The 21,960-nt window shown below is 62.5% G+C and carries 20 protein-coding genes; 2 read left to right on the forward strand and 18 right to left on the reverse strand.

Features of this window, described 5'->3' with window-relative positions:
• Nucleotides 1-34: 34 nt before the first annotated feature.
• From ABEB22_RS01730 to ABEB22_RS01745, 4 genes are all read right to left on the reverse strand, one after another.
• Nucleotides 35-484: a MaoC family dehydratase gene (locus tag ABEB22_RS01730; protein ID WP_350934660.1), complete on the reverse strand. Its 450-nt coding sequence runs from the start codon at nt 482-484 to the stop codon at nt 35-37.
• A 229-nt stretch (nt 485-713) separates the two neighbouring features.
• Complete coding sequence (locus ABEB22_RS01735) at nt 714-1,595, reverse strand: TIGR01459 family HAD-type hydrolase (protein WP_350934607.1); 882 nt, start codon at nt 1,593-1,595, stop codon at nt 714-716.
• A 95-nt stretch (nt 1,596-1,690) separates the two neighbouring features.
• Nucleotides 1,691-2,434 (reverse strand): sulfite exporter TauE/SafE family protein, encoded by a 744-nt coding sequence (locus tag ABEB22_RS01740; RefSeq protein WP_339112035.1) that lies wholly within the window; start codon nt 2,432-2,434, stop codon nt 1,691-1,693.
• 91 nt (nt 2,435-2,525) lie between these two features.
• The gene (locus ABEB22_RS01745; RefSeq protein WP_406870698.1) at nt 2,526-3,317 is read right to left on the reverse strand and encodes an SDR family NAD(P)-dependent oxidoreductase; all 792 of its coding nucleotides are present in this window, start codon (nt 3,315-3,317) and stop codon (nt 2,526-2,528) included.
• A gap of 179 nt (nt 3,318-3,496) precedes the next feature.
• Here ABEB22_RS01745 and ABEB22_RS01750 point away from each other — a divergent pair, with 179 nt between their 5' ends.
• Nucleotides 3,497-4,381 carry a LysR family transcriptional regulator gene (locus tag ABEB22_RS01750; RefSeq protein WP_339112033.1) on the forward strand — a complete coding sequence of 295 codons (885 nt, stop codon included), beginning with the start codon at nt 3,497-3,499 and terminating at the stop codon, nt 4,379-4,381.
• 66 nt (nt 4,382-4,447) lie between these two features.
• Here the strand turns inward: ABEB22_RS01750 and ABEB22_RS01755 are convergent, their stop codons facing one another.
• From ABEB22_RS01755 to mgtE, 6 genes are all read right to left on the reverse strand, one after another.
• Complete coding sequence (locus tag ABEB22_RS01755) at nt 4,448-5,188, reverse strand: YebC/PmpR family DNA-binding transcriptional regulator (RefSeq protein ID WP_339112032.1); 741 nt, start codon at nt 5,186-5,188, stop codon at nt 4,448-4,450.
• A gap of 88 nt (nt 5,189-5,276) precedes the next feature.
• Complete coding sequence (locus tag ABEB22_RS01760) at nt 5,277-5,645, reverse strand: hypothetical protein (protein ID WP_350934616.1); 369 nt, start codon at nt 5,643-5,645, stop codon at nt 5,277-5,279.
• Between the two features lie 20 nt (nt 5,646-5,665).
• A complete protein-coding gene (locus ABEB22_RS01765; protein WP_339114476.1) occupies nt 5,666-7,444 on the reverse strand; it encodes an SLC13 family permease in 1,779 nt (592 codons plus the stop codon).
• A gap of 119 nt (nt 7,445-7,563) precedes the next feature.
• Nucleotides 7,564-8,385 carry a TIGR00282 family metallophosphoesterase gene (locus tag ABEB22_RS01770; RefSeq protein ID WP_406870699.1) on the reverse strand — a complete coding sequence of 274 codons (822 nt, stop codon included), beginning with the start codon at nt 8,383-8,385 and terminating at the stop codon, nt 7,564-7,566.
• A gap of 57 nt (nt 8,386-8,442) precedes the next feature.
• Entirely contained in the window at nt 8,443-9,003 is a 561-nt protein-coding gene (locus ABEB22_RS01775; protein ID WP_406870700.1) for a 5-formyltetrahydrofolate cyclo-ligase, read from the reverse strand.
• Entirely contained in the window at nt 9,000-10,385 is a 1,386-nt protein-coding gene (gene mgtE, locus ABEB22_RS01780) for a magnesium transporter (protein WP_339112028.1), read from the reverse strand. Before mgtE ends, ABEB22_RS01775 begins: the two co-directional genes overlap by 4 nt.
• Before the next feature lie 135 nt (nt 10,386-10,520).
• On the opposite strand from mgtE, the gene guaD reads away from it, so the two are divergent.
• Nucleotides 10,521-11,801 (forward strand): guanine deaminase, encoded by a 1,281-nt coding sequence (gene guaD / locus ABEB22_RS01785; RefSeq protein ID WP_406870701.1) that lies wholly within the window; start codon nt 10,521-10,523, stop codon nt 11,799-11,801.
• Between the two features lie 5 nt (nt 11,802-11,806).
• Here guaD and ABEB22_RS01790 read toward each other — a convergent pair whose 3' ends face one another.
• The 8 genes from ABEB22_RS01790 to ABEB22_RS01825 form a co-directional block, all read right to left on the reverse strand.
• Nucleotides 11,807-12,274 (reverse strand): GNAT family N-acetyltransferase, encoded by a 468-nt coding sequence (locus tag ABEB22_RS01790; protein ID WP_339112026.1) that lies wholly within the window; start codon nt 12,272-12,274, stop codon nt 11,807-11,809.
• A gap of 191 nt (nt 12,275-12,465) precedes the next feature.
• On the reverse strand, nt 12,466-13,812 hold the full coding sequence (gene glmM, locus ABEB22_RS01795; protein ID WP_406870702.1) for a phosphoglucosamine mutase: 1,347 nt from the start codon (nt 13,810-13,812) through the stop codon (nt 12,466-12,468).
• Nucleotides 13,809-14,831, reverse strand: a complete 1,023-nt coding sequence (folP, locus tag ABEB22_RS01800) for a dihydropteroate synthase (RefSeq protein WP_406870703.1) — start codon at nt 14,829-14,831, stop codon at nt 13,809-13,811. The genes glmM and folP overlap by 4 nt, the downstream gene beginning before the upstream one ends.
• A gap of 52 nt (nt 14,832-14,883) precedes the next feature.
• Nucleotides 14,884-15,786 (reverse strand): dihydroneopterin aldolase, encoded by a 903-nt coding sequence (locus ABEB22_RS01805; protein WP_339112023.1) that lies wholly within the window; start codon nt 15,784-15,786, stop codon nt 14,884-14,886.
• Between the two features lie 113 nt (nt 15,787-15,899).
• Nucleotides 15,900-16,571 carry a cell wall hydrolase gene (locus ABEB22_RS01810; protein ID WP_406870704.1) on the reverse strand — a complete coding sequence of 224 codons (672 nt, stop codon included), beginning with the start codon at nt 16,569-16,571 and terminating at the stop codon, nt 15,900-15,902.
• A gap of 235 nt (nt 16,572-16,806) precedes the next feature.
• Nucleotides 16,807-19,341 carry a putative PEP-binding protein gene (locus ABEB22_RS01815; RefSeq protein WP_339112021.1) on the reverse strand — a complete coding sequence of 845 codons (2,535 nt, stop codon included), beginning with the start codon at nt 19,339-19,341 and terminating at the stop codon, nt 16,807-16,809.
• A gap of 130 nt (nt 19,342-19,471) precedes the next feature.
• Nucleotides 19,472-21,532 carry a glycine--tRNA ligase subunit beta gene (glyS, locus tag ABEB22_RS01820; RefSeq protein ID WP_406870705.1) on the reverse strand — a complete coding sequence of 687 codons (2,061 nt, stop codon included), beginning with the start codon at nt 21,530-21,532 and terminating at the stop codon, nt 19,472-19,474.
• A gap of 1 nt (nt 21,533) precedes the next feature.
• Nucleotides 21,534-21,959 carry a DUF6446 family protein gene (locus tag ABEB22_RS01825; RefSeq protein WP_406870706.1) on the reverse strand — a complete coding sequence of 142 codons (426 nt, stop codon included), beginning with the start codon at nt 21,957-21,959 and terminating at the stop codon, nt 21,534-21,536.
• Nucleotide 21,960 lies beyond the last annotated feature (1 nt).

The raw sequence follows: 21,960 nt of genomic DNA on the forward strand, positions 1-21,960 counted from the left end.
CGTCCGTTCCCGCATTCCGGCGAGAACCAGAGCCTCAGCCGCGCAGGGTTTCCCGCGACGGCGCCAGCACAAGGGCCTCACCCTTCAGAACAACCGTATCGCCCACCGTGCACTGGGTTGCAAGTGTGACCCGCCGCTTATCCCGATCAATCGCCGCCACGCGGACAGTTGCACAAACTTCATCCCCCGGCCGCACCGGTGCCATGAAAGTCAGCGACTGTTTGAGATAGATCGCCCCATGTCCGGGCAGCTGCTCGCCGATCACCGCCGAAATCAGCCCCGCCGAGAGAATCCCGTGCGCGATCCGGCCCTTGAACAGGGTGGTGCGGGCATAGTCCTCATCCATATGCACCGGATTTCGGTCAGTCGAGACTTCGGCAAACAACTCGATATCGCGGTCGGTGACAGTTTTCACCAACTGGCGGGACATCCCCATCTGCAGATCCTCGATGAAGATCGTAGACCCTTCGATTTCCTTCATCATCGTCATCACGACTCCCTTTCCCCTACCCCGCTACGCGGCCATGTTGCACCGCAGCATAGCGCGGAATGGCTCAAGAAACAATTACACTCGAAACAATATATCGCAGTATACTAGCTTGGCATCATATTATTGCGAGCAAGATTGTTTCGATTCCGAGACAGTATGGCAAAACGCCCCCGGAACAGCATGCTCCAAGGGGCGCCAGATCATCGGAATACGGGAGGACTGGTTAGCGCAGGCGACCGATCGCATAGAGCGGCGATTGCCCCTGCCCGTCGAGCCAGTCTTCGAGCTTCCCGGCATCGGGATTCTCGACATCAGGACCAAAAGCTTCCGCAGCCAGCCCACCGGTCACGAACAGGCAGTCAAGCCCCTCACCCGCAGCACCCGCCACATCGGTCAGGATACCGTCGCCCACGGTCAGGATGCGGCTGTCATCGGGCAGGCCGAAGGCCGCCGAGAGCTTGCGCCGCGCCAGATCGTAGATCGGCGGGTGCGGCTTGCCGCAATAGATCGCGTCGGCCCCCATTTCCTCATACAGTTCGGCCAGCGCACCGGCGCAATAGATCCGCTTGTCGCCCATATCCACGACCAGATCGGGATTGGCGCAAAGCATCTTCAGCCCGCGCGTCTTGGCGGCCAGAAACTGCGCGCGATAGTCCTCGGGGGTCTCGGTGTCCTCATGGAACGGACCGGTGCAGACAATGCCCTCGGCCTCCTCGAACGACACACGCTCGATATTGGCGCGACCTTCCCATTCGGCGGGAATATGGGTGAAGAAGCCATCATCCTTTTCCGGCCCCAGATGCCAGACCTTACGGCCCACGGCACCGGCAAACATCGCATCCTGCGCCGCATCGCCGGAGCTGACGATCATATCCCACGCATCATCGGGGATATTCATCTTGGCAAAGCGCTCCTTGACGAAATCCGCCGGTCGCGGCGCATTGGTCAGCAGGACCACACGCCCCCCCTTGGCACGGAACGTCTGAAGCGCGGCCACCGCCGCCGGATAGGCGGTCACGCCATTATGCAGGCAGCCCCAAAGATCGCAGAACAGCGCATCATAGGGTTCGGAGATTTCAGCAAGCGATTGAACGATGCGGGTCATGGCAACCTTTCGGGCAGTAAGTCTGTGGCGCGTCACGCGCAGGGCTCTCTTAGGGATGCTCTATGACATGTCTGTAACAGTTGGGAAAGCAAGCCCTAAGCGCCAATCAGCGCCATCCCGCCCTTGATGAGCAGAATAACGGACAGGATAAACAGCATCCCCTGGATGACACGGACGTAATGGGTATCCGAGAGTTTGACCGTCAGCCAGCGCCCGATAAAGGTGCCGATGATGCCGGTGGCCGCGAGCGCCACGATCAGCCCCCAGTTCAACCCGTCGAGCTGACCGATGGCGAAATAGGCGGGCAGTTTGGCCAGATTGCCGATGGCAAAGGAGATGGCGATGGTGCCCGCGAATTTCAGCTTGGGCAGGCGCTGGGGCAGCAGATAGGCCTGAGCGGGCGGTGCGCCCGAATGGGTAATGAAGCTCGCCACACCCGTCAGTGTGCCCCAGAACAGGGCAGGCACCAGCGCGGGTTTGGTCACATGGTCCGATCCCCGTCCGAACCATGCGCGGAGACAGAACCACAGACCGATCGCACCGGTGAAGACCAGCAGCACCGGCTCGGGCGTATAGGGGGTGATCACCGTGGCCAGCACCACGCCGAACAGAAGCGCAGGCGTGAACATCAACAGGTTCTTGGCCGAGAAATCCTTGCGGAAAAGCCAGACCCCGATCCAGTCGGTCACCACATAGACCGGCAGGAGCGTCGCCGCCGCCGTCACGGGGTTCATGAACAGCGCCAGCATCGGCACAGCGATGGCGGCCGCCGAAGCCAGTCCGCCTTTCGACATACCCACGATCAGGGCGGCGATGAGATAGAGAATGGTCTGGTCCATAGGCCCTCCGAAGGCAGGTCCGGTCTCTTCCCATGATCCGCGGCCCAAGACCAGTGCAGGGGCGCACGGACGGCCCGCGCGCCCCGATATGTCACAGGCTGTTGATCACCCCGCCCTCGACGCGCAGCGAGGCCCCTGTCGTGCCAGAGGACAGGGGCGAGCAGGCATAGACGATCATATTGGCTACCTCTTCGGTGGAGGTGGCGCGCTGCAGGATCGAAGCGGGGCGATTGGCGGCCACGAAATCGGCTGCCGCGTCCTCATAGCTCTTGCCGGTGCTCTCGACCGTGTCTTTCAAGCCCGCTTTCATCCCGTCAGACAGCGTCGGCCCCGGCAGAACGGAATTCACTGTCACCCCCGTGCCCGCCATCCGTTTGGCAAGCCCGCGCGCCAATGCCACATCGGCGGCTTTGGTGACGCCGTAATGCACCATGTCCTCGGGAATGTTGAACGAGGATTCCGAACCCAGAAAAACCACACGCCCCCAGCCCTTCTTCTCCATCGCAGGCAGATAGGCTCGGGCCAGCCGCATCCCCGACATCACATTGACCTGCCAATATTTGTCCCAGACAGCATCCTCGGTCTCGAAGAAATCCACCGGCCCGAAGATCCCCGCATTATTGACGAGAATATCGCAGTCGGGCAGCGCCTTCACCACAGTCTCGCAGCCCTCGGCAGTGCCCAGATCGGCCGCGACGCCGGACAGTTCGGCGTCGGGCAGGCTCTTGCGGATCTCGGCAATGGCGGCGTCCACATCTTCCGTCTTGCGCCCCGTCAGGGTCACGCGCGCGCCACAGGCTGCCAGACCTTTGGCACTGGCAAAGCCGATCCCCTTGGTCGAGCCAGTGACAAGGGCAGATTTTCCGCTCAGATCGATTTTCATATTATGCTCCGTTTCAAAACTTCTTGGCTCCCAACGCATTACCCCTTTGCATGGGTCCGGGCGTTTGACCGTACGGCAGCGCCATTGGCGCGTTGTCATTGCTGCTGGCTACGCTATTATTCGCCCCTACCCCGACAAGGGCCGTGTTTTGAAAGAGTGCATTACGCAAAGGCGGCATAATGGATCGCATCGACCTCCTAGAGATCTTCACCGCCATTGCCGATCTGGGTTCGATGGCGGCGGTGGCGCGGGCGCGCGGGCAGACGCCCTCGCGAATCACCGCAAGCCTCAAACGGCTCGAGGATATCGCGGGTGTCCAGCTGGTGCAGCGCTCCACCCGCAAGTTGAGCCTCACCCCCGAGGGCGATCTGTTTCTGGCCGATTGCCGCCGCATCCTGCAACAGATCGACAGCGCTTTTGACCGTGCTGCCCCCCATGGCTCATTGCGCGGACGCATCCGTATCACCACCACCAATGATCTGGGACGCACCCGTCTGCCGCCGATCATCGACAGTTTTCTGGCAAGCAATCCCGATATCCGCATTGATCTGATGCTGAATGACGGGGTGACCGATATCGTGGGCTCAGGGATCGATCTGGCGATCCGCACGGGACCACTGAAGGATTCGAGCCTGAAATCGCGGCTGTTGCTGCGCGGCACGCGGCAGGTCTGCGCGGCACCCGGCTACTGGGACAGGCACGGGCGCCCGTCCCATCCGCGCGATCTGGCCAAACATAACTGCCTGATCATCAACCGCGACGGGGCGCCACAATCCACTTGGCATTTCAACGACGGCGACGAGCATATCTCGGTGCCGGTCTCGGGGGACCGCAGCGCAAATGACGGGGGCGCGGTGCGCGAATGGGCGATTGCCGGCGGCGGTGTGGCGCTCAAATCCTCCAACGACATCCAGCCCGACATCCAGGCGGGCCGGCTGGAAGCCGTGCTGGAGGAATATTCGCGCGGCGAGGTGAATATCTATGCCGTCACCCCGGGTGACGCGCGCCCTGCCCGTCGTGTCGAGGCCTTCATAGAGCATCTGGCCGCGGCCCTCACCCACTGACCCCACCGCATGAAAAAACCCGCAGCTGTGGCGGCTGCGGGTTCTGTCATGCGGTGGGATGCCAGCTCAGAGCTGGGCGGCCACGTCCTCGGGCACGTCGAAATTGGCGGTGACGGTCTGGACGTCATCGTCGTCTTCCAGCGTGTCGATCAGGCGCATCAGCTTCTGCGCGGTTTCGAGATCGACCTCGGTGCGGTTCTGCGGCTTCCAGATCAGCTTGGCCTCTTTCGCCTCGCCGAGTTCCTTCTCGAGCGCATCGGTCACAGCCGAAAGATCTTCCATCGGGCAGTAGATCCAGTGACCTTCCTCATCCGATTCCACGTCCTCGGCACCTGCCTCGATTGCCGCCATCATGACGGTATCGGCATCGCCCACAGACGCATCATAGATGATCTCGCCAAGACGGTCGAACATGAAGCTCACCGAGCCGCTGGTGCCCAGATTACCGCCGCATTTGGTGAAGGTAGAACGGACATTCGAGGCGGTGCGGTTGAGGTTGTCGGTCAGCGCCTCGACGATCACCGCGATCCCCTCGGGCCCATAACCCTCGTAACGGATTTCCGTATATTCGTCGCCATCGCCCACCTGCGATTTCTTGATCGCGCGGTCGATCACGTCTTTCGGCATGGATTGCGACTTGGCCGCTTTTACCGCCAGACGCAGACGCGGGTTCTTCTCGGGGTCGGCGTCGCCCATCTTGGCGGCAACAGTGATCTCTTTCGAGAGCTTCGAGAACATTTTCGAGCGGATGGCATCCTGCTTGCCTTTACGGTGCTGGATGTTTGCCCATTTTGAGTGGCCTGCCATGAGCCGTCTTCTCCGTCAGATTGTCATATAATTTGGGGACGATATAGGGCATTCGGGGCCCCTGCCGCAAGGTGCTGCGCAAAAAGCCTTAGTGGAGCGCCACCGGCGGCTCGATCTTATTGCCTGCCGCGTCGCGGAGTTCCGGCGTATGGAAGGTCCATGTCCGGCCCTGACCGTTGGACAGCACCACCGTGGATTTGGTTTCCAGCACGGCAGAGGCACCGGGCAGGATCGGATCGCTTTCGACATCCACCTTGTAATGCAGCGGATTGGAACAGCCGGGCAACTGACCTGAATGCGCGCCGCCCATATTCACCCGACAGACCTCGCCGTCGAAGAAGGTAACAGCCAGCTGTTCGCCATGCAGCGTCACGCCCTGCGGGTTTGCCTTCCAGCCGGTTGTCGCGGCGCAGGCCCCAAGGCCAAGCAGAAGGCCAAGACCGATCAGGTATTTCATGGGAACTCTCCCGAAATCAGTTAAAGCGGCCAGACCAAGGGAATGATCAGGCAGGCGGTCAGGCCCGTAACGATATCGAGCGGTATCCCGAAACGCAGGAAGTCGTTGAAGCGGTATCCGCCCGGACCATAGACCATCATATGGGTCTGATAGCCGATCGGGGTCGCGAATGCCACCGATGCCGAAAACATTACCGCGATCGCGAAGGGGCGCGGGTCGAGCCCCAGCGATTGCGCAAGGCTGATCGCGATCGGCGCATAGATCACCGCGACCGCGTTATTGGACAGGAATTCTGTCAAGATGAGCCCGATGAAATAGACCGCCATCAATGTGGCGAAAGGCGGCAGATGCGTCAGCCATGGCGAGATATAGCTGACCAGAAGCGCGACAGAGCCCGACGCCTCGAGCGCATCCCCCACGATCAGCATCGAGAAGATCATGGCCAGAAGACGCCCGTCGATAAAGGTGAAAGCTTCCTCGGCATCGATACATTTGCTGACCAGAATGATCGCAACCGCTACGCCCGCAAGAACCAGAATGGGCGCCACATCGAAGGCTGCAAAGCCCACCACACCCAGAAGCGCGCCGATGGCCAGCGGCATATGGCTCCGGCGATAGGCTTTGGCGGTCGGTTTGGACACGTCAACGAGATCCATATCCGAGGCCAGACGCGCGATATCCTCGGGCGCGCCCTCCAGCAGGAGCGTATCACCCACGACCACCACCAGATCGTCGAGCTGGCGCCCGATATTCTGGTTCCGGCGGTGGGCGGCCAGCGTGTAGACCCCATAGCGGCGGCGCAGGCGCAGCTCGCCCAAGGATCGGCCGATCATCCGGCAACCGGGCGAGATCAGCACCTCGACCGTCTCCGTCTGCACCGAACTGAGCTTGTCGATCATCCGCAGATCGGGGTTCTTCTGCATGCCCAGCAACTCGGTCATCTCGGTGCGCAGAACGATCCGGTCACCCTGTTCGAGGATGGCATTGGGCAGATCGCGGCGCAGCGAGGCATCACCGCGCAGCACATCGACCACCCGCACGCCCTCGCGTTTGAACGCATCGACCTCGAGCACCGGAGTGCCCAGCAGCGAGCTATCCTCGGGGATCGCCACTTCGGTGAAATATTTCATCTTCGGACGCTGGCCGAGAAGCGAGGCCATGGACTGGCGTTCGGGCAGCAGGAATTTGGACGTCAGTGCCATGAACAGCGAGCCCGCGAGCAGCACCGCCACGCCCACCGGCAGGATCTCGAGCACACCGAAGGGCTCGAGCCCGCTGCGCCGAGCCACACCATCGACCAAGATATTGGTCGAGGTGCCCAGAAGCGTCAGCATGCCTCCCATCACCGTAAAATAGCTCAACGGCATCAGGAACTTCGAGGGCGACTTACCCAGTTTTCGTGCAACCTGTATAAACACGGGGATCATCACCGCCACGACGGGTGTGTTGTTCATCACCCCCGAGGCGACCGCCGTGATGGCAAACATCAACGCCACCGTAAAGACGGGGTGTTTCGAGATATGGGTCTCGGCATAACGCGTCATCGCATCCAGCGCGCCCGTGCGCACCAGCGCCCCCATGATCAGGAACATGAAGGCGATCGTCCATGGTGCGGAATTCGAGAGGCTCTCCGTGGCCTGTTTGACCGGCTCGAAGCCGAAGACCACCATAAGCGCAGCCCCCGCAATCGCGATCACTTCGGGAGGACGCGTTTCGCGGATGAACATGACGAACATCCAGACCACGATCAAAAGCGGCAAAACGGCGCGCCACGTGTCGGATATCGGTAGATCGATCATCATGACCCCAAGATTTTTTCAAGCGTCTTCGGGCGGATACTAATCAGCGCGGCAAAAGGCACAAGCAGAGTTTGAAATTCGGGAGCCTTTCCGCCGCAACGGGTAGGCGGGCGGACCGTTTATGCCGAAATCGGCGTCTGTTCGGGAAGACGTCCGCCGACCCGCACCGCCATGCAGCGTTTGGCAAGCCCCGTGCGGTCATCGGTTTCCACATAGAACCCCGCGAGCGAGGCCTCGCCTTTGGCCGGCGTGAAGCGGTCCTTGGGCATACCGGTGATGAAACGGCGCAGGGGCTCGGCCTTCTCCATCCCGATGACCGAATTGTAATCGCCACACATCCCCGCATCGGTCAGATAGGCGGTGCCACCGGGCAGCACCATCGCATCGGCGGTGGGCACATGGGTATGGGTCCCCACGACCATCGAGGCTTTCCCATCGCAGAAATGGCCCATCGCCATTTTCTCCGAGGTCGCCTCGCAATGCACATCCAGCAAGATCGCCTGCGCCTGCCCGCCCAGCGGATAGGCCTTGAGCGTCTTTTCTACGGCGGCGAAGGGATCATCGAAGGGACGCTTCATGAAGACCTGCCCCAGCACCTGCGCGACCAGAATCTTGCGGCCACGGCGATCCTCGAACAGCCGCGCTCCTGCACCCGGCGCGTCCTTGGCGAAATTCAACGGGCGGATCACCCGTTTCTCCTGCGCGATGAACTGCATCATGTCCTTCTGGTCGAAGGCATGATCGCCCAGCGTCACCACATCCGCGCCCGCATCCAGCAAAAGCTTCGCATGCTCGGCCGAAAGCCCCATCCCGTTGGAGGAGTTCTCGCCATTGACCACCACGAAATCAAGCTTCCACGCCTCGCGCAGACCCGCGAGACGTTCGCTGATTGCCGTGCGGCCTGCGCGGCCCATTACATCGCCAAGAAACAATATTTTCATGGGCATCTGCCTTAGGGGCTCCGGCGCGAAAGGGCAACTGGTTTTGCGGGCTGCGCCTCAGGCAAACGGGCCGAGCACGCCCTGCTCTGTCACCATCAGATCCAGCAACTCATCTGTGGACTCGATCGGCACCTGCGGCAACTCCTGTGCCGCAAAGGCAAAACCGATCGCGGTTACGGGACCTTGCGCGCGCAGAAGTTCGAGCGTGCGGTCATAGAAACCGCCGCCATAGCCCAGCCGGTAACCGCGGGCATCAAAGGCCACCAGCGGCAGGATCACCACCTGCGGGATCACCGCAGTGGTCTCGGCGGGAATCGCCGCGCCAAAAGCGCCGGGGATCATTTCGGCGGCAGCCGACCACGGGCGGAAGCCCAAAGGCCGCGCCTCGCCCTCCACCACCGGCAGGCACAAAGGCCCGTCATGGCGCAGCATGGCCGGACGTGGGTCAACCTCGGTGCGGATCGGCATATAGCCCGCAACCGTCAGCCCCCTGAACCCCTGCAACACCTCCGCCAGCCGGTCGGCGGCCCTGTCTGCCAGACCCTCGACGCCGAACGCCGTTTTGCGTGCCGCAAAAGCGGCCTTTCGGGCGGCCTGTTTGTCCTCTGACAGGCTCACAGCAACATCGCTCCGGCCAGACCGAGGAAGACGAAGAAGCCCACGACATCGGTCACCGTGGTCACGAATGTGCCCGAAGCCAGCGCAGGATCCGCACCCAGTTTCTCGAGCGTCAAGGGCACCAGTATCCCCGCCAGTGCCGCGACCACCAGGTTGATGACCATCGCAATCGCAATGACCGCGCCCAGCGTCGCGCCGTCGAACCAGAACCATGCCACGGCCCCCATCACCACGGCAAAAGCGAAGCCGTTGAGAAGCCCCACCACGGTTTCCCGCCGCACGACCCGCCAGACGTTGCTTTCGGTCAGGCTTTTGGTGGCCAATGCCCGCACCGCCACGGTCAGGGTCTGGGTGCCCGCATTGCCCCCCATCGACGCCACGATCGGCATCAGAACCGCCAGCGCCACCAGCTGCTGGATCGTGCCCTCGAACATCGAGATCACCAAGGAGGCCAGGATCGCCGTCAACAGGTTGACCATCAACCAAGGCAGGCGCTGGCGCACGGTTTCCAGAACGGTATCGGACAGCGAGGACTCATCGCCCACACCGGCCAGACGCAGGATGTCTTCCTCATGCTCTTCATCAAGCACCGACATGGCGTCATCAATAGTGATCGCGCCAACAAGACGGTCATTCTCGTCGACCACCGGACAGGAGATCAGGTGATACTGGTTGAAGGCATAGGCCACATCGCCTTCTTCCTGATAGACAGAGATCGTACGGAACTCTTCCTCCGCGATATCCTTCAGGCCCGAACCCCGCGGCGCCGACAGGATGCGCCCGAGTGTGACATTGGCCAAGGGCCGATGCGCGGGATCGACCAGAATGACATGGTAGAACTGGTCCGGCAGCCATTCGGACGAGCGCAGATAGTCGATGGTCTCGCCCACGGTCCAGTGCTCGGGCGCGGTCACCACCTCGCGCTGCATCATCCGGCCTGCCGAATATTCGGGATAGGTTAGCGATTTCTCGACCGCAATCCGGTCGCGATCATCGAGGATTTCCAGAATGGCTTCCTGCTGCGGCTCCTCGAGCGCCTCGATGAGGTCGACCACGTCATCGGAATCAAGCTCGCGCACGGCCTCGGCCAGAACATCGGGCGCAAGGCTCGCGATCACTTCCTCGCGGATCGATTCGTCGATCTCGGTGAGGATCTCACCATCGATCTCGCGACCCCAGAGCCGCAGGATCTCGCGCCGTTCCGGACCGGAAATCTGTTCGAGAAGGTCAGCGATATCAGCCGCGTGCAACGGTTCGAGCAGCGTTTTCAGCTGATCGGCATCCTCCGCCTCGACCGCGTGCAGAATCTTCTCCACGCGCTCGCCATCAAGACCGTATTCCTGCTCTTCGCGCTCTTGTTCGTCGATCAGATAGTCCGCCATCCGGCCCCCTCGTTTTTATTGGCCCGCAACTTGGTCTTCAAACTAGCCTATCTGCTGGGCGGGCAGAAGAGGCTGGTATCCGCTTTTGCCTCGTGCGTAAGATGGAGTGATTTGCGCGAGAGAAAAGGAATGGTGATGGTCGATCTTCTGCTGGGACAGGTGATCCGTTTTCGTGACATGCCCATGACAGACAGCGCCAACGGGATGGAGCATCTGACCCATGGCGCGATTGTTGTAAAGGACGGGCATATCGCAGCCGTCGGCCCTGCCGAAGATGTGAAGCGCGACTGGCCGCAAGCGGTGGTCCATGACTATGGCAACAAACTGATCTCGGCGGGGTTTGTCGATGCGCATGTGCATTTCCCGCAGACCGCCATTATTGCCAGCTGGGGAAAGCGGCTGATCGACTGGCTCAACAGCTACACCTTCCCCGAAGAGATCCGTCTGGCCGACCCCGCCTATGCCGAGGCCATTGCCGAGAGCTATATGGATCTGGCGCTGGCGCATGGCACGACCACGATGTGCAGCTTCTGCACCATCCATCCGGCCAGCGTGGATGCCTTCTTTACGGCGGCGCAAAAGCGCGGGCTACGCGCGATGGGGGGCAAGACCTGTATGGACCGCAACGCGCCCGACGGGCTGCGCGACACGGTGCAATCGGCCTATGATGACAGCCGCGCGCTCCTGCGGAAATGGCACGGGCAGGACCGGCTGTCCTATGTGATCACTCCACGTTTCTCGCCCACCTCGACGCCCGAGCAGCTGCGTGTGCTGGGGGATCTGTGGTCCGAGCATCCCGATTGCCTGATGCAGACGCATCTGTCCGAACAGACCGACGAAATCGACTGGGTGAAATCGCTGTTTCCGCAGGCCCGCGATTATCTGGACACCTACGAGGCCTTCGGGCTTCTGGGCGAGAACGGCATCTATGGCCATGCCATCCATCTCGAGCCGCGCGAGATCGACCGCCTGTCGGAGCTGAATGCGGGCATCGCCCATTGTCCGACCTCGAATACCTTCATCGGCTCGGGTCTGTTCGACATGGCGGGTATGGCCGGGCGCACCCGCGTGGGGCTCGCCACCGATACGGGCGGCGGATCGAGCTTCTCGATGCTGCGCACGATGGCCGCCGCCTATGAGGTAGGCCAGCTGCGCGGCACCCCCCTGCATCCGGCCTTCCTGTGGTGGCTCGCGACCCAGGGCTCGGCCCGCACCCTGAAGATCGACGACCGCGTGGGCAATATCAGCCCTGGTATGGAAGCGGATCTGGTGGTCATCGACCTCCACTCCACCCCCGCGATCCGCCAGCGTATGGCGCGTGCCGAAAGTTTCGACGAGGCGCTTTTTGCCACCATCATGATGGGCGATGACCGCGCCATCAGTGATCTATGGATCAGCGGCAAACAGCGCCGCTAGGGCGCTCAGGCCGCCTCTCTTGTGTCGAGCTCGAGCTGCATCGTCGCCATGCCATTGCGGCGTGAAAGCTCCTCATAGCCTGCCGAACGATAGGCCCGCACTGCCGGCACATTGTCGAGCTCGACCTTCAGCGTCAGGACCGCAGCCCCCAGATCGCGCGCGGCCTCCTCGACGCGGCCCGTCACATCGGAAGCGGCTCCGCCCCGTGCGTCCTCGACCAGATAGACATAGGTCAGATGGCGCACCTCCGGACCGACCCCCACGCGCAGGGCGAAAAACCCTACATCCTGTTCCGCCTCATCACGCAGATAGAAGGAGACATCATCCCGATCTCCCAGCCATTTGCGGTGCCATTCGCGCTCGTCAAAAGGCACTTTGGCATTGGGATTGATCAGGGGAACGTCCTCGTCGGGGAGCATTTCGGCCAGCGGGGCGAGATCATGATCGTGGTTCCGGCGCAGGGTAAGAGCCATAGGTCCTTCCTTCGGTTGGGCAGCTGTGGAAATTTTCGGGGCTGCGGCTCCCATATCCGGCCGGCCCCGTCAACCGGGTCACAGCCCCGCATCACGCCCAGCCCATAGCCGCCATGTTCCCTGCGGGTAGCGGCACATCCAAAGCGAAACGGACCTGACAGAAAAAAGGCGGCCCCGAGGGCCGCCTGCTATCATCCTGCCGCGACAGTCACGGCATCGACCACCGCATCCACACATTCGGCCAGCAAACCGTCATCCTCGCATTCCGCCATCACACGGATCAGGGGTTCGGTGCCGGATTTACGGATCAGGAGCCGCCCCTGGCCCTGTAGCCGCGCCTCGGTCTGGGCGATCACCTTCTGGACCTGCGCATTGTTCAGGGGCTCCTGACCTGCCTGATAGCGCACATTCTTGAGAAGCTGCGGCACGGTCTCGAACTGGCTTACCAGTTCCGACGCACGCTGCCCCGTCTCGGCCATGGCCAGAAGGAATTGCAGCCCCGCCATCAGACCGTCTCCGGTGGTGGCGTAATCGGTCATCACGATATGGCCCGACTGCTCACCGCCCAGATTGAAGCCACCCGCGCGCATCCGCTCGACCACATAGCGGTCGCCGACCTTGGTGCGCTCGAGCCCGATCCCGTGGCCCTGCAGGAAGCGCTCGAGCCCCAGATTGGACATTACGGTGGCGACCAGCGATCCGCCCTGCAGGATACCCTTCCCGGCCCAGCGGCGGGCAAAGAGCGCCATGATCTGGTCGCCATCGGCCACACGGCCCGTCTCGTCGATGATCATCACGCGGTCCGCATCACCATCGAGCGAGATGCCCAGATCCGCGCCATGCGTCCGGACCGCCTCGGCGCAGGCCTCGGGGTGGGTCGATCCGACGCCTTTGTTGATATTGTAGCCATTGGGCGCAACCCCCACGGGGATCACCTCGCAGCCCAGTTCCCACAGCACCTGTGGTGCGGCCTTATAGGCAGCCCCGTTGGCGCAATCGACGACCACCTTCAGCCCCGACATCCGGTCGCGGGCGGGGAAGGTCGTCTTGGCATATTCGACATAGCGCCCCAGCCCGTCATCGATGCGCTTGGCACGGCCGATATTGTCGGGGATCGCCAGACGGATCTCACCCTCCAGCATCGCCTCGATCTCCATCTCGGCCTCGTCGGACAGCTTGAACCCGTCCGGTCCGAAGAACTTGATGCCGTTATCCTTGGCCGGATTGTGGCTCGCCGAGATCATGATCCCCAGATCGGCGCGCATCGAGCGCGTGAGATAGCCCACCGCAGGCGTCGGCACCGGCCCCAGAAGGAGCACATTCATCCCCGTCGAGGTCAGACCGGCGGTCAGCGCGTTCTCGAACATATAGCCCGAAAGGCGCGTATCCTTGCCGATCACCACGCGGTGGCCATTGGTGCCCGCACGGCGGAAATAGCGCCCAGCCGCCGCCCCCAGACGCAGCGCCATCTCGGCGGTCATATGGCCCTGATTGGCCTCGCCACGCACCCCATCGGTGCCGAAAAGTTTCCTGCTCATTTCTCTTCCTCCCAGCCCAACGTCAGGGCCGCCCAGAGGTTCACCCCCTGTTTGATTTCCGCCACATCATGCACACGGTGGATCTGCACGCCCTGCGCGATCCCTGCGATGGTCACCGCCAGCGTGCCGGGCATCCGGTCCTTTGCGGTCTCGACCCCCGCAATGGTGCCGATGAAGCGTTTGCGCGAAACACCCAGCAGGATCGGGCAGCCAAGGCTGTGGAACAGCGAGAGCCCGCGCAGCAGGGTGAGATTATGCTCGACCGTCTTGCCAAAGCCGATCCCCACATCCGAGATGATCGCCGCGCGGTCGATCCCCTCGGCCTCGGCCAGCGCGATGCGCTCCTCGAGATGGTCATAAACATCCAGAAGCACGTCATCATATTCGGGCTTGTCCTGCATGTTCTCGGGGTCGCCCTGCGCATGCATCAGACAGATCGGCAGGCCCGAAACCATCGCCAGCTCCGCCATCCCCGGATCATATTCCATCGCCGAGACGTCATTGATCATATCGGCGCCCGCCTCGACCGCGGCATCGGCCACCAGCGCCTTGCGGGTGTCGATCGAGATCGGCAGATCGAACATGTCGCGCAGCTCTTGAATGAGCGGCACGGTGCGTTCGATTTCTTCGTCCTCGGGCACGGTCTCGGCACCCGGACGGGTGCTCTCGCCACCGATGTCAAAAATATCGACGCCTTCCTCGACCATCGCCTCGGCACGTTCCATCGCCGCATGCATATCGAAATAATCGCCGCCATCGGAGAAGCTGTCGGGCGTGGCATTCAGGATGCCCATCACCCGCGGCACCTCAAGGTGCATCGACCCGATCATCCGGCGCTTGGCGGTGAGCCGTTCCAGCACCTCTTCGGGGCAATGCTGCGCAGGGATCACCTCGGGCGGCAATCCGCGGCGCAGAACCTCGACTTCATCAAACCAGCACCAGCCTCCGGCCAAGCGGAAGGCGGTGTCGGGGCGGGCAAGATCCGTGCGCGGGATCGGGCGATAATAGAGCTTTTCCATGGCCTCCATTCACCGCATGTGCCGTGATTTGGCAAGCCATCTTTGGCCGCGCTCAGCGCTGCGCGAGCACCTTCACGCGGGAACCTGCCGGAGCTGCAATATTTCCGTGAAGTTCCAGCCGGTCGGCGGCCAGCTGCTCGGCCAGCCATACCGCCAGCGCCACCGCATCGCGCGGGCTGCCTTTGGGGCCATCCACCGCATCAAGCACAATCTTCGAAGGCGCCCAGACAACCGTCTTGCCGTGTTTCATCGCCCAGTCGAGCTCGGTGCGCGAGGATACCACCACACAGCGCGGATCACGCCCCGCCAGAACCCAGGCGTTCTGCTCGATCGCCAGCAGATCGATCCGGCGCTGGGTCGGCCCCTGGGCCGATTGCGGGGGCGTGCCCTCGGGCATGCCCACCACCAGAACCACCGCCGCAGCCCCCGCTTCGAGCGCATCGAGGCGCGCCGACAGATCGGGGGCGGCAATGGTCTCGTTCGAGAGATAGGCCAGCACCGGATGCACCGCCTCGCCTGCCGCCTGAACCGGCACCGAGGCCCGCGAGCGCACGATCTCGACGCCAAGCGCCCCCGGACCGCGGTCGAGCTTCTCGATCCGCACGAAGACACGCATCGCCTGAGGCGCCGCCAGAATGCGCTCGGCCACCCGCTCGGCCAGCGTCTCCAGAAGGTTCAGGCGCTCGGCCGCAAGTTCTGCCGCCACAGCTTCGGTGATCCGGTCATAGGACAGGATGCGGTCCACATCATCCTCGAGCGGTGCGGCCACCGGGCGCACCTCGACCACTATGTTGAATTGCAGCCGCTGGCCATGCCCGCGCTCCTGCTGGAACGCGCCGATATCGGCGGTGACGATATGATCGCGCAGGCTGATGCGGTCACGCGGATCCGCCGGAGCCGAGGCAATCGAACGCTCTTCGGGATGCGCAAAGGCTTGAACGATATCGCTGGACATGGGGATCTCTCTGGCTTGGCCGGCAGGGCTTTTCTTTGGGCGGAAAATAGAAAAAGGGCGGGCAAATGCCCACCCCGAAACGTCGGATAGCAGCGAGAAACGACACGAGCGTGTTAGTTGGAAGCGGTCCGCACCGGTTTGCGGTAGAAAATATGCGAGCCCACGCGGGTGGTTTTCACGAAACGCTTCGACCATGCGGGGCGCACGGCGGGCGTATGGAAGAAGGTCGCGCCATCGGTCAGGCTGCGCGGGGCACCATCCATCATGGCACGGGCGACCTTGGCCACACGGGCATAGCTGGCACGGTTGGCAATGGCATCGGATTTGCCATCACAGGTCCAGCTGAACTGGCAAGCGCGTTTGGTGCCCTGATGGACCACACCGCAAACGGTATTGGGGAAGGCCGGATCATCAACGCGGTTGAGCACCACCTCGGCCACGGCCTGCTGGCCCTTGAGGCTCTCGCCGCGCGCTTCGTGATAGATCACCTGCGCCAGACAGTCGAACTGGGCACCGCCCTGTGCGGCAGGCTGGGCTGCCAGCCACGAGGCCGTCAGCGAGGGCGGTGTGGAACCTTCCGGCGGGGTCATGAGTTTGGATACCTGAGCGGCGGAGAACTTGCCCAGCGTGTCACGCTCCCCCGAGAGCATGGATACCAGAGGCGTATCGATATCGATTGTAGGGTCGTTGGACCCGCTTACTGTCACTTCGGCTTGGGCTGCACCTAGCTGCGCACAGAGCGCAAAGGCGAAAATCGCTACAATCTTACCGATAAACTTCGTCATGTGTCCGTCTCGCAGTGGTTTCGCGCCCTGCCGACCGCTGGCCAACAAGACTTGGGGGACCTACCGCGGAAATCGTTAAAAATCTACAAGCAGATGTTTTTGCCACAGTTTCTTCGGCGAAAGGCGGCGAGAATCCGCCTACCCTAACGTCACCTTAACGTTATTTTTTAGCGCCATATCCAGAAAACCAACTGAATTATCTAAACTTTTAGGATCACGGATTTGCGAGCGGCCCTCACTGCTGCTTCGGAGCCAGAAGGGCAAAATGGGCCGCAGCAAGGCGCGCAACCGGAACACGAAATGGTGAGCAGGACACATAATCGAAGCCCGCAGCGCGGCAGAATGCAATCGATTCGGGGTTGCCACCATGCTCGCCGCAGACCGAGATCGTGATATCGCGCCGTGTCGCGCGGCCGCGCCCTGCCCCGATCAGCAACAACTCGCCCACCCCTTCGATATCCAGAATATGGAACGGATCTTCGGAGAAGACGCGCTGGTTTACATAGGTCGACATGAACCGCCCCGCATCGTCGCGCGACAGACCATAGGTCATCTGGGTCAGGTCGTTCGTTCCAAAGGACATGAACTCTGCATGTTCGGCGATCTCGCCCGCGCGCAGCGCCGCGCGCGGCGTTTCCATCATCACACCCAGTTTATAGGAAAACTGCGCCTTCTGCTGGTTACGCACGGCGGCTGCGACCGCATCGATGCGGGTCTTCACCAGCTCCACCTCGCGCGAGGCGGAAACCAGCGGGATCATGATCTCGGGCACGATGACCGAGCCCCGACGCCCCGCCTCGACCACCGCCTCGAAGATGGCGCGGGCCTGCATATCGTAGATCTCGGGCAAGGTTACGCCAAGACGCACGCCACGCATCCCCAGCATCGGGTTGAACTCCGTCATCGCCTCGCAGCGCCGCGTCACTTCCGACAAAGGCCGCCCCAAAGCCTCGGCGAGTTCGCGCATCCCCTCCCGGCTATGCGGCAAAAACTCGTGCAGCGGCGGATCGAACAGCCGGATACAGACCGGCGCCCCTGCCATAATATCGAAAAGCGCGATAAAATCGTTGCGCTGCATCGGCAACAGACGTTCGAGCACGGCGGCACGGTCCTCGGGGCTGTCCACGAAGATCATCTCGCGCATCACCGTAAGCCTGTCCTCGTCGAAGAACATATGCTCGGTCCGGCACAGCCCGATCCCGTCCGCCTCGAAATTGCGCGCGGTGCGGGCATCATCGGGGGTGTCCGCATTGGCACGGATGCCGATATCGCGCACATTATCGGCCCAATGCAGCAATGTGCGGAACCCGTCATCGAGCGAGGGCTCCAGCATCTCGGCCTCGCCCAGAAGCACCTCGCCACTTGTGCCATCGACGGTAATGATATCGCCCTCGCGGAACACTCTCCCTTTGGGTCCGGTAAAGCTGTGATCACGCGCATTGAGCGTAATATTGGTGCAACCCACGATGCAAGGCAGCCCCAGACCACGGGCAATCACCGCTGCATGGCTGGTCATGCCACCGCGTTCGGTCAGCACGGCATTGGCCGCGTGCATGCCACGGATATCCTCGGGCTGGGTCTCGCGGCGCACCAGAATACAGGGCTCGTCGCGCGAGGCCGCAGCCTGCGCCGCCGCGGCCGAGAACACGATCTTGCCGGTCGCCGCACCGGGTGAGGCCCCGATCCCGCGGGCGATCACATCGCGCGGGGCGCGCGGGTCCACCTGATAGTGCAGGAGTTCGGTCAGGGCCCGCGGTTCGATCCGCAACAGCGCCTCGTCGCGCGGGATCACCCCGTCCTCGGCCAGAGCCACCGCGATCCGCACAGCCGCCCGTGCCGAGCGTTGCACCCGCACCGCATCGATCACGGCAATGCGGCCACTCTCGATGGTGAACTCGATCTGCATCTCCTCGCGCAGCCGCTTGCGGCAGACGGGGCTGAAGGCAACCAGCTGGGCAAAGACCTCGGGCGCCATCTCCTCGAGCGAGGCACCGCGTTCGTCGCGCGTCAGATAATGGGTCTCGACCGAATTCGCCCGTCCTTGGGACTGGCCACGGAAACGCCCCGTGATCTGCGGTTGGCCGGTCACGCTTTCCACGAACTGGATCGTGCCCGACCCCGAAAGCCCCGGCCCGATCCCCAGCGCCATCTCCTGCAGCACCAGCCCCAGCGTCGCCTCGGCAGGCGCGCCCTTGGCCTGACGCAGAAGACGCGCGGTGGTGCCTTCCCATGCCCGCGCCATCGACCTGAGCACCTCGCGCAGCTGGGTCAGCGGATCCTGCGGGAAATCCTCTTCCATTTCCTCGGCAAATGCGTCCAATGCCTCCTGCAGCGCCCCCTCACCCGCCTCGGCCGAAAACATATCGGGGTCGAGGCGGGCGACATGGATCGCATAGCCCTGCACGAAATTCAGATAGAGTGCATCCGCCGCCTCCCGCCCGTGGGTTTCGGACAGGCGCTGATGCATCGCATTGTTCATTCCGACATTCAGGACCGTCCCCGGACCGCCCCATTCGGGGTTCTCGGGGCTCGAGCGCACGGAAATCAGGAAATCCTGCCCGAAGACATTGGTCAGCGGCGCAAGATCGGGCATCTGGCCCGTCGCAATGGATTTTACCGTCTCGACGGGCAGGGCCACGGTCGGCGGCACCGGCAGATCCAGCCGAATCAACCGTTGTAGACATTTCGCGCGCCAACCGTGCCGAGATTTTTCAACCTTGGCGGTGGGGGTTAGCTCGACGAACTCGGGAAAATCATAAAATTTCTGCATTGCAGCGAGCCCCATTGTGCAGGTGCAGCATACATGAAAACCGGTGGCACGCAAAGCGCGTCCCGCCGGTTTCGCATGATGAACGTGTTATCTTGCTTGCGCGCCTCACTCGTGGCGCGAAAACAAGGCGTTAGCCCTCGATCCGGTTCAGATCGGCGACCGACAGGCAGATCTGGCGGATACGGGAGAGCAGGTTCAGGCGGTTCCGGCGCACGATCTGATTATCGGAATTGATCTGCACGGCGGTGAAGAACGCATCAATCGGCGCGCGCAGCTGGGCCATAGCCCCCATCGCGCTGGCGAATTCCTGCGACTTCATGGCCGGTGTGATTTCCGCCTCGGCCTTATCGAGCGCGGCAAACAGCGCCTTCTCCTCGGGGCCTTCGGCGAATTTCGCATCGGCACCGAAGCTGTATTCCACGCCATCTTTCTCCTCTGCCTGCGTGAGGATGTTATTGGCGCGCTTATAGCCCTGAATGAGGTTCTCGCCGTCATCGGTTTTCAGGAAGCCCGAAAGCGCCTCGGCACGGTTGACCAGCAGTGTCAGATCATCATTTCCGGGCATCGCCAGAACTGCGTCGATCACATCATGGCGGATGCCCTGATCCTTCAGATAGACCTTCAGACGATCATGGAAGAAGGACAAGAGATCGGCGGCATCCGCACCCTCATAGCCCTTGGCGAAGACCTCGGTGAGGTTCAGGCGCAGGTCATTGGTCAGGATCAGACGGATCACCCCCAGCGCTGCACGGCGCAGCGCGAAGGGGTCTTTGGAGCCGGTGGGCTTTTCATCGATCGCCCAGAAGCCGGTCAGCGTGTCGATCTTGTCAGCCAGCGCCACGGCGACCGTCACCGGTGCGGTAGGCACATCATCGGACGGGCCGAGCGGCGAGTAATGGTCGCGGCAGGCATCGGCCACGGCCTCGGGCAGGCCCGCGCGTTGGGCATAATAGCGCCCCATGATCCCCTGCAATTCGGGGAACTCATAGACCATTTCCGAGCGCAGATCGGCCTTGGCGACCTCGGCGGCCTCGCGGGCCAGATCGGGCGAAGCGCCGACCTTTTGCGCGATCTCCGTGGCAAGTGTCGCGATCCGCGCGATACGGTCGGCCTGTGAGCCGAGCGCATTGTGGAAGGTCACATCCGCAAGCCCCGCGCCCATGCCCGAGAGCCCCTCGGCCTTGACCAGACGGTTATCGTTTTCCCAGAAGAATTTGGCATCCGACAGACGCGCCGACAGCACCTTCTGGTTGCCCTTGAGGATCGTCGCGCCGTTGTCGGCGGTCTCGCGGTTGGCCACGGTGACAAAGCCCTCGATCCGGCCGGTTTTGGGGTTTTTCACCGAGAAGAATTTCTGGTGCTCTTTCATCGAGGTCTGCAGCACTTCGGGCGGCAGCTCGAGGAACTCGTCATCAATCTGGCCCATCAGCGCCACAGGGCATTCGACGAGCCCTGCCACCTCGGTCAGCAGGCCGCGGTCAGCCACCAGTTCGAGCCCGCGGGCAAAAGCCATCTGCTCGGCATCGTGCCAGATGGTCTGCTCGCGCTCGGCGCTGTCCAGCACGACTTTGGCCGCCGCCAGTTTGGCGCAGTAATCCTCGAAACCGGTGACAGAAAAACGGCCCGGCGCCATGAAGCGGTGGCCTTCGGTGGTATTGCCGGATGTGATCCCGTCGATATCCAGATCGACCACCTCGGCCCCGCCCTCATCGGACAGCAGGCACAGGATCGAATGCAGCGGGCGCACCCAGCGCAAACTCCCCGCGCCCCAGCGCATCGATTTGGGCCAGGGGAAATTGCGGATGGTCTTTTCCAGCACCTCGGCGATGATCGCAGGCGCCTCGCGGCCCTCTTTCTCGACAACCGCAAAATAGACCTGACCCTTTTTCTCGTCGCGGATCTCCAGCTGGTCCATCGTCAGACCGGTCGAGCGCAGGAACCCCTCGATCGCTTTCTCTGGCGCGCCGAACTTGGGGCCTTTGCGCTCCTCACGCAGCGTCGGGCTCTCTTTCGACAGTCCCTCCAGCGTCAGCACAAGGCGGCGCGGGGTCGAGAAGGCGCCGGCAGAGGCGTAGGTCAGGCCCGCCTCGACCAGCCCGTCGGTCACGAGCTTCTTGAGGTCCTCGCGCGCGCGGCCCTGCATCCGCGCGGGGATTTCCTCGGAAAAGAGTTCGATTAGAAGATCGGGCATGTCAATTCTCCGCGGCGTGTCGCTGATGCCAGGCATAGGCCCGGCCATCGGAATAAATGGCCACCACCCGGTCGATGCCGGGGGTGATGTCGGGTTCGGACAGGAAGGCAATCGCCTCGCCTGTGCGCAGATCCTCGGTCAGGCGCGCCGGATCATAGCAGGAAAACCCCTGCTGTTCCGGCTCGGGCGCGGCCTTGGGATCTACGGTGAAGGTTTCGGTCAGCATACCGAGGCTCAGCGGCGTGTGGAAACAGCCCCGGAACTCGGTATTCTGCGTCGTTTTCAGATCTTCGGTCAGAATAGGCTCGGGCTGCCCCGAAGAGATCGACACAAGACGGATCTCGCCCGCAGGCGGTGTGGCCGCCGAGGCAAGCGGCGCAAGCGCCCCTATGGCCAGCGCGGCCAGTATCCTGTACCGATATGCCATC

Source organism: Thioclava sp. 'Guangxiensis' (genome assembly GCF_045348365.1).
Lineage (GTDB): Bacteria > Pseudomonadota > Alphaproteobacteria > Rhodobacterales > Rhodobacteraceae > Thioclava > Thioclava kandeliae.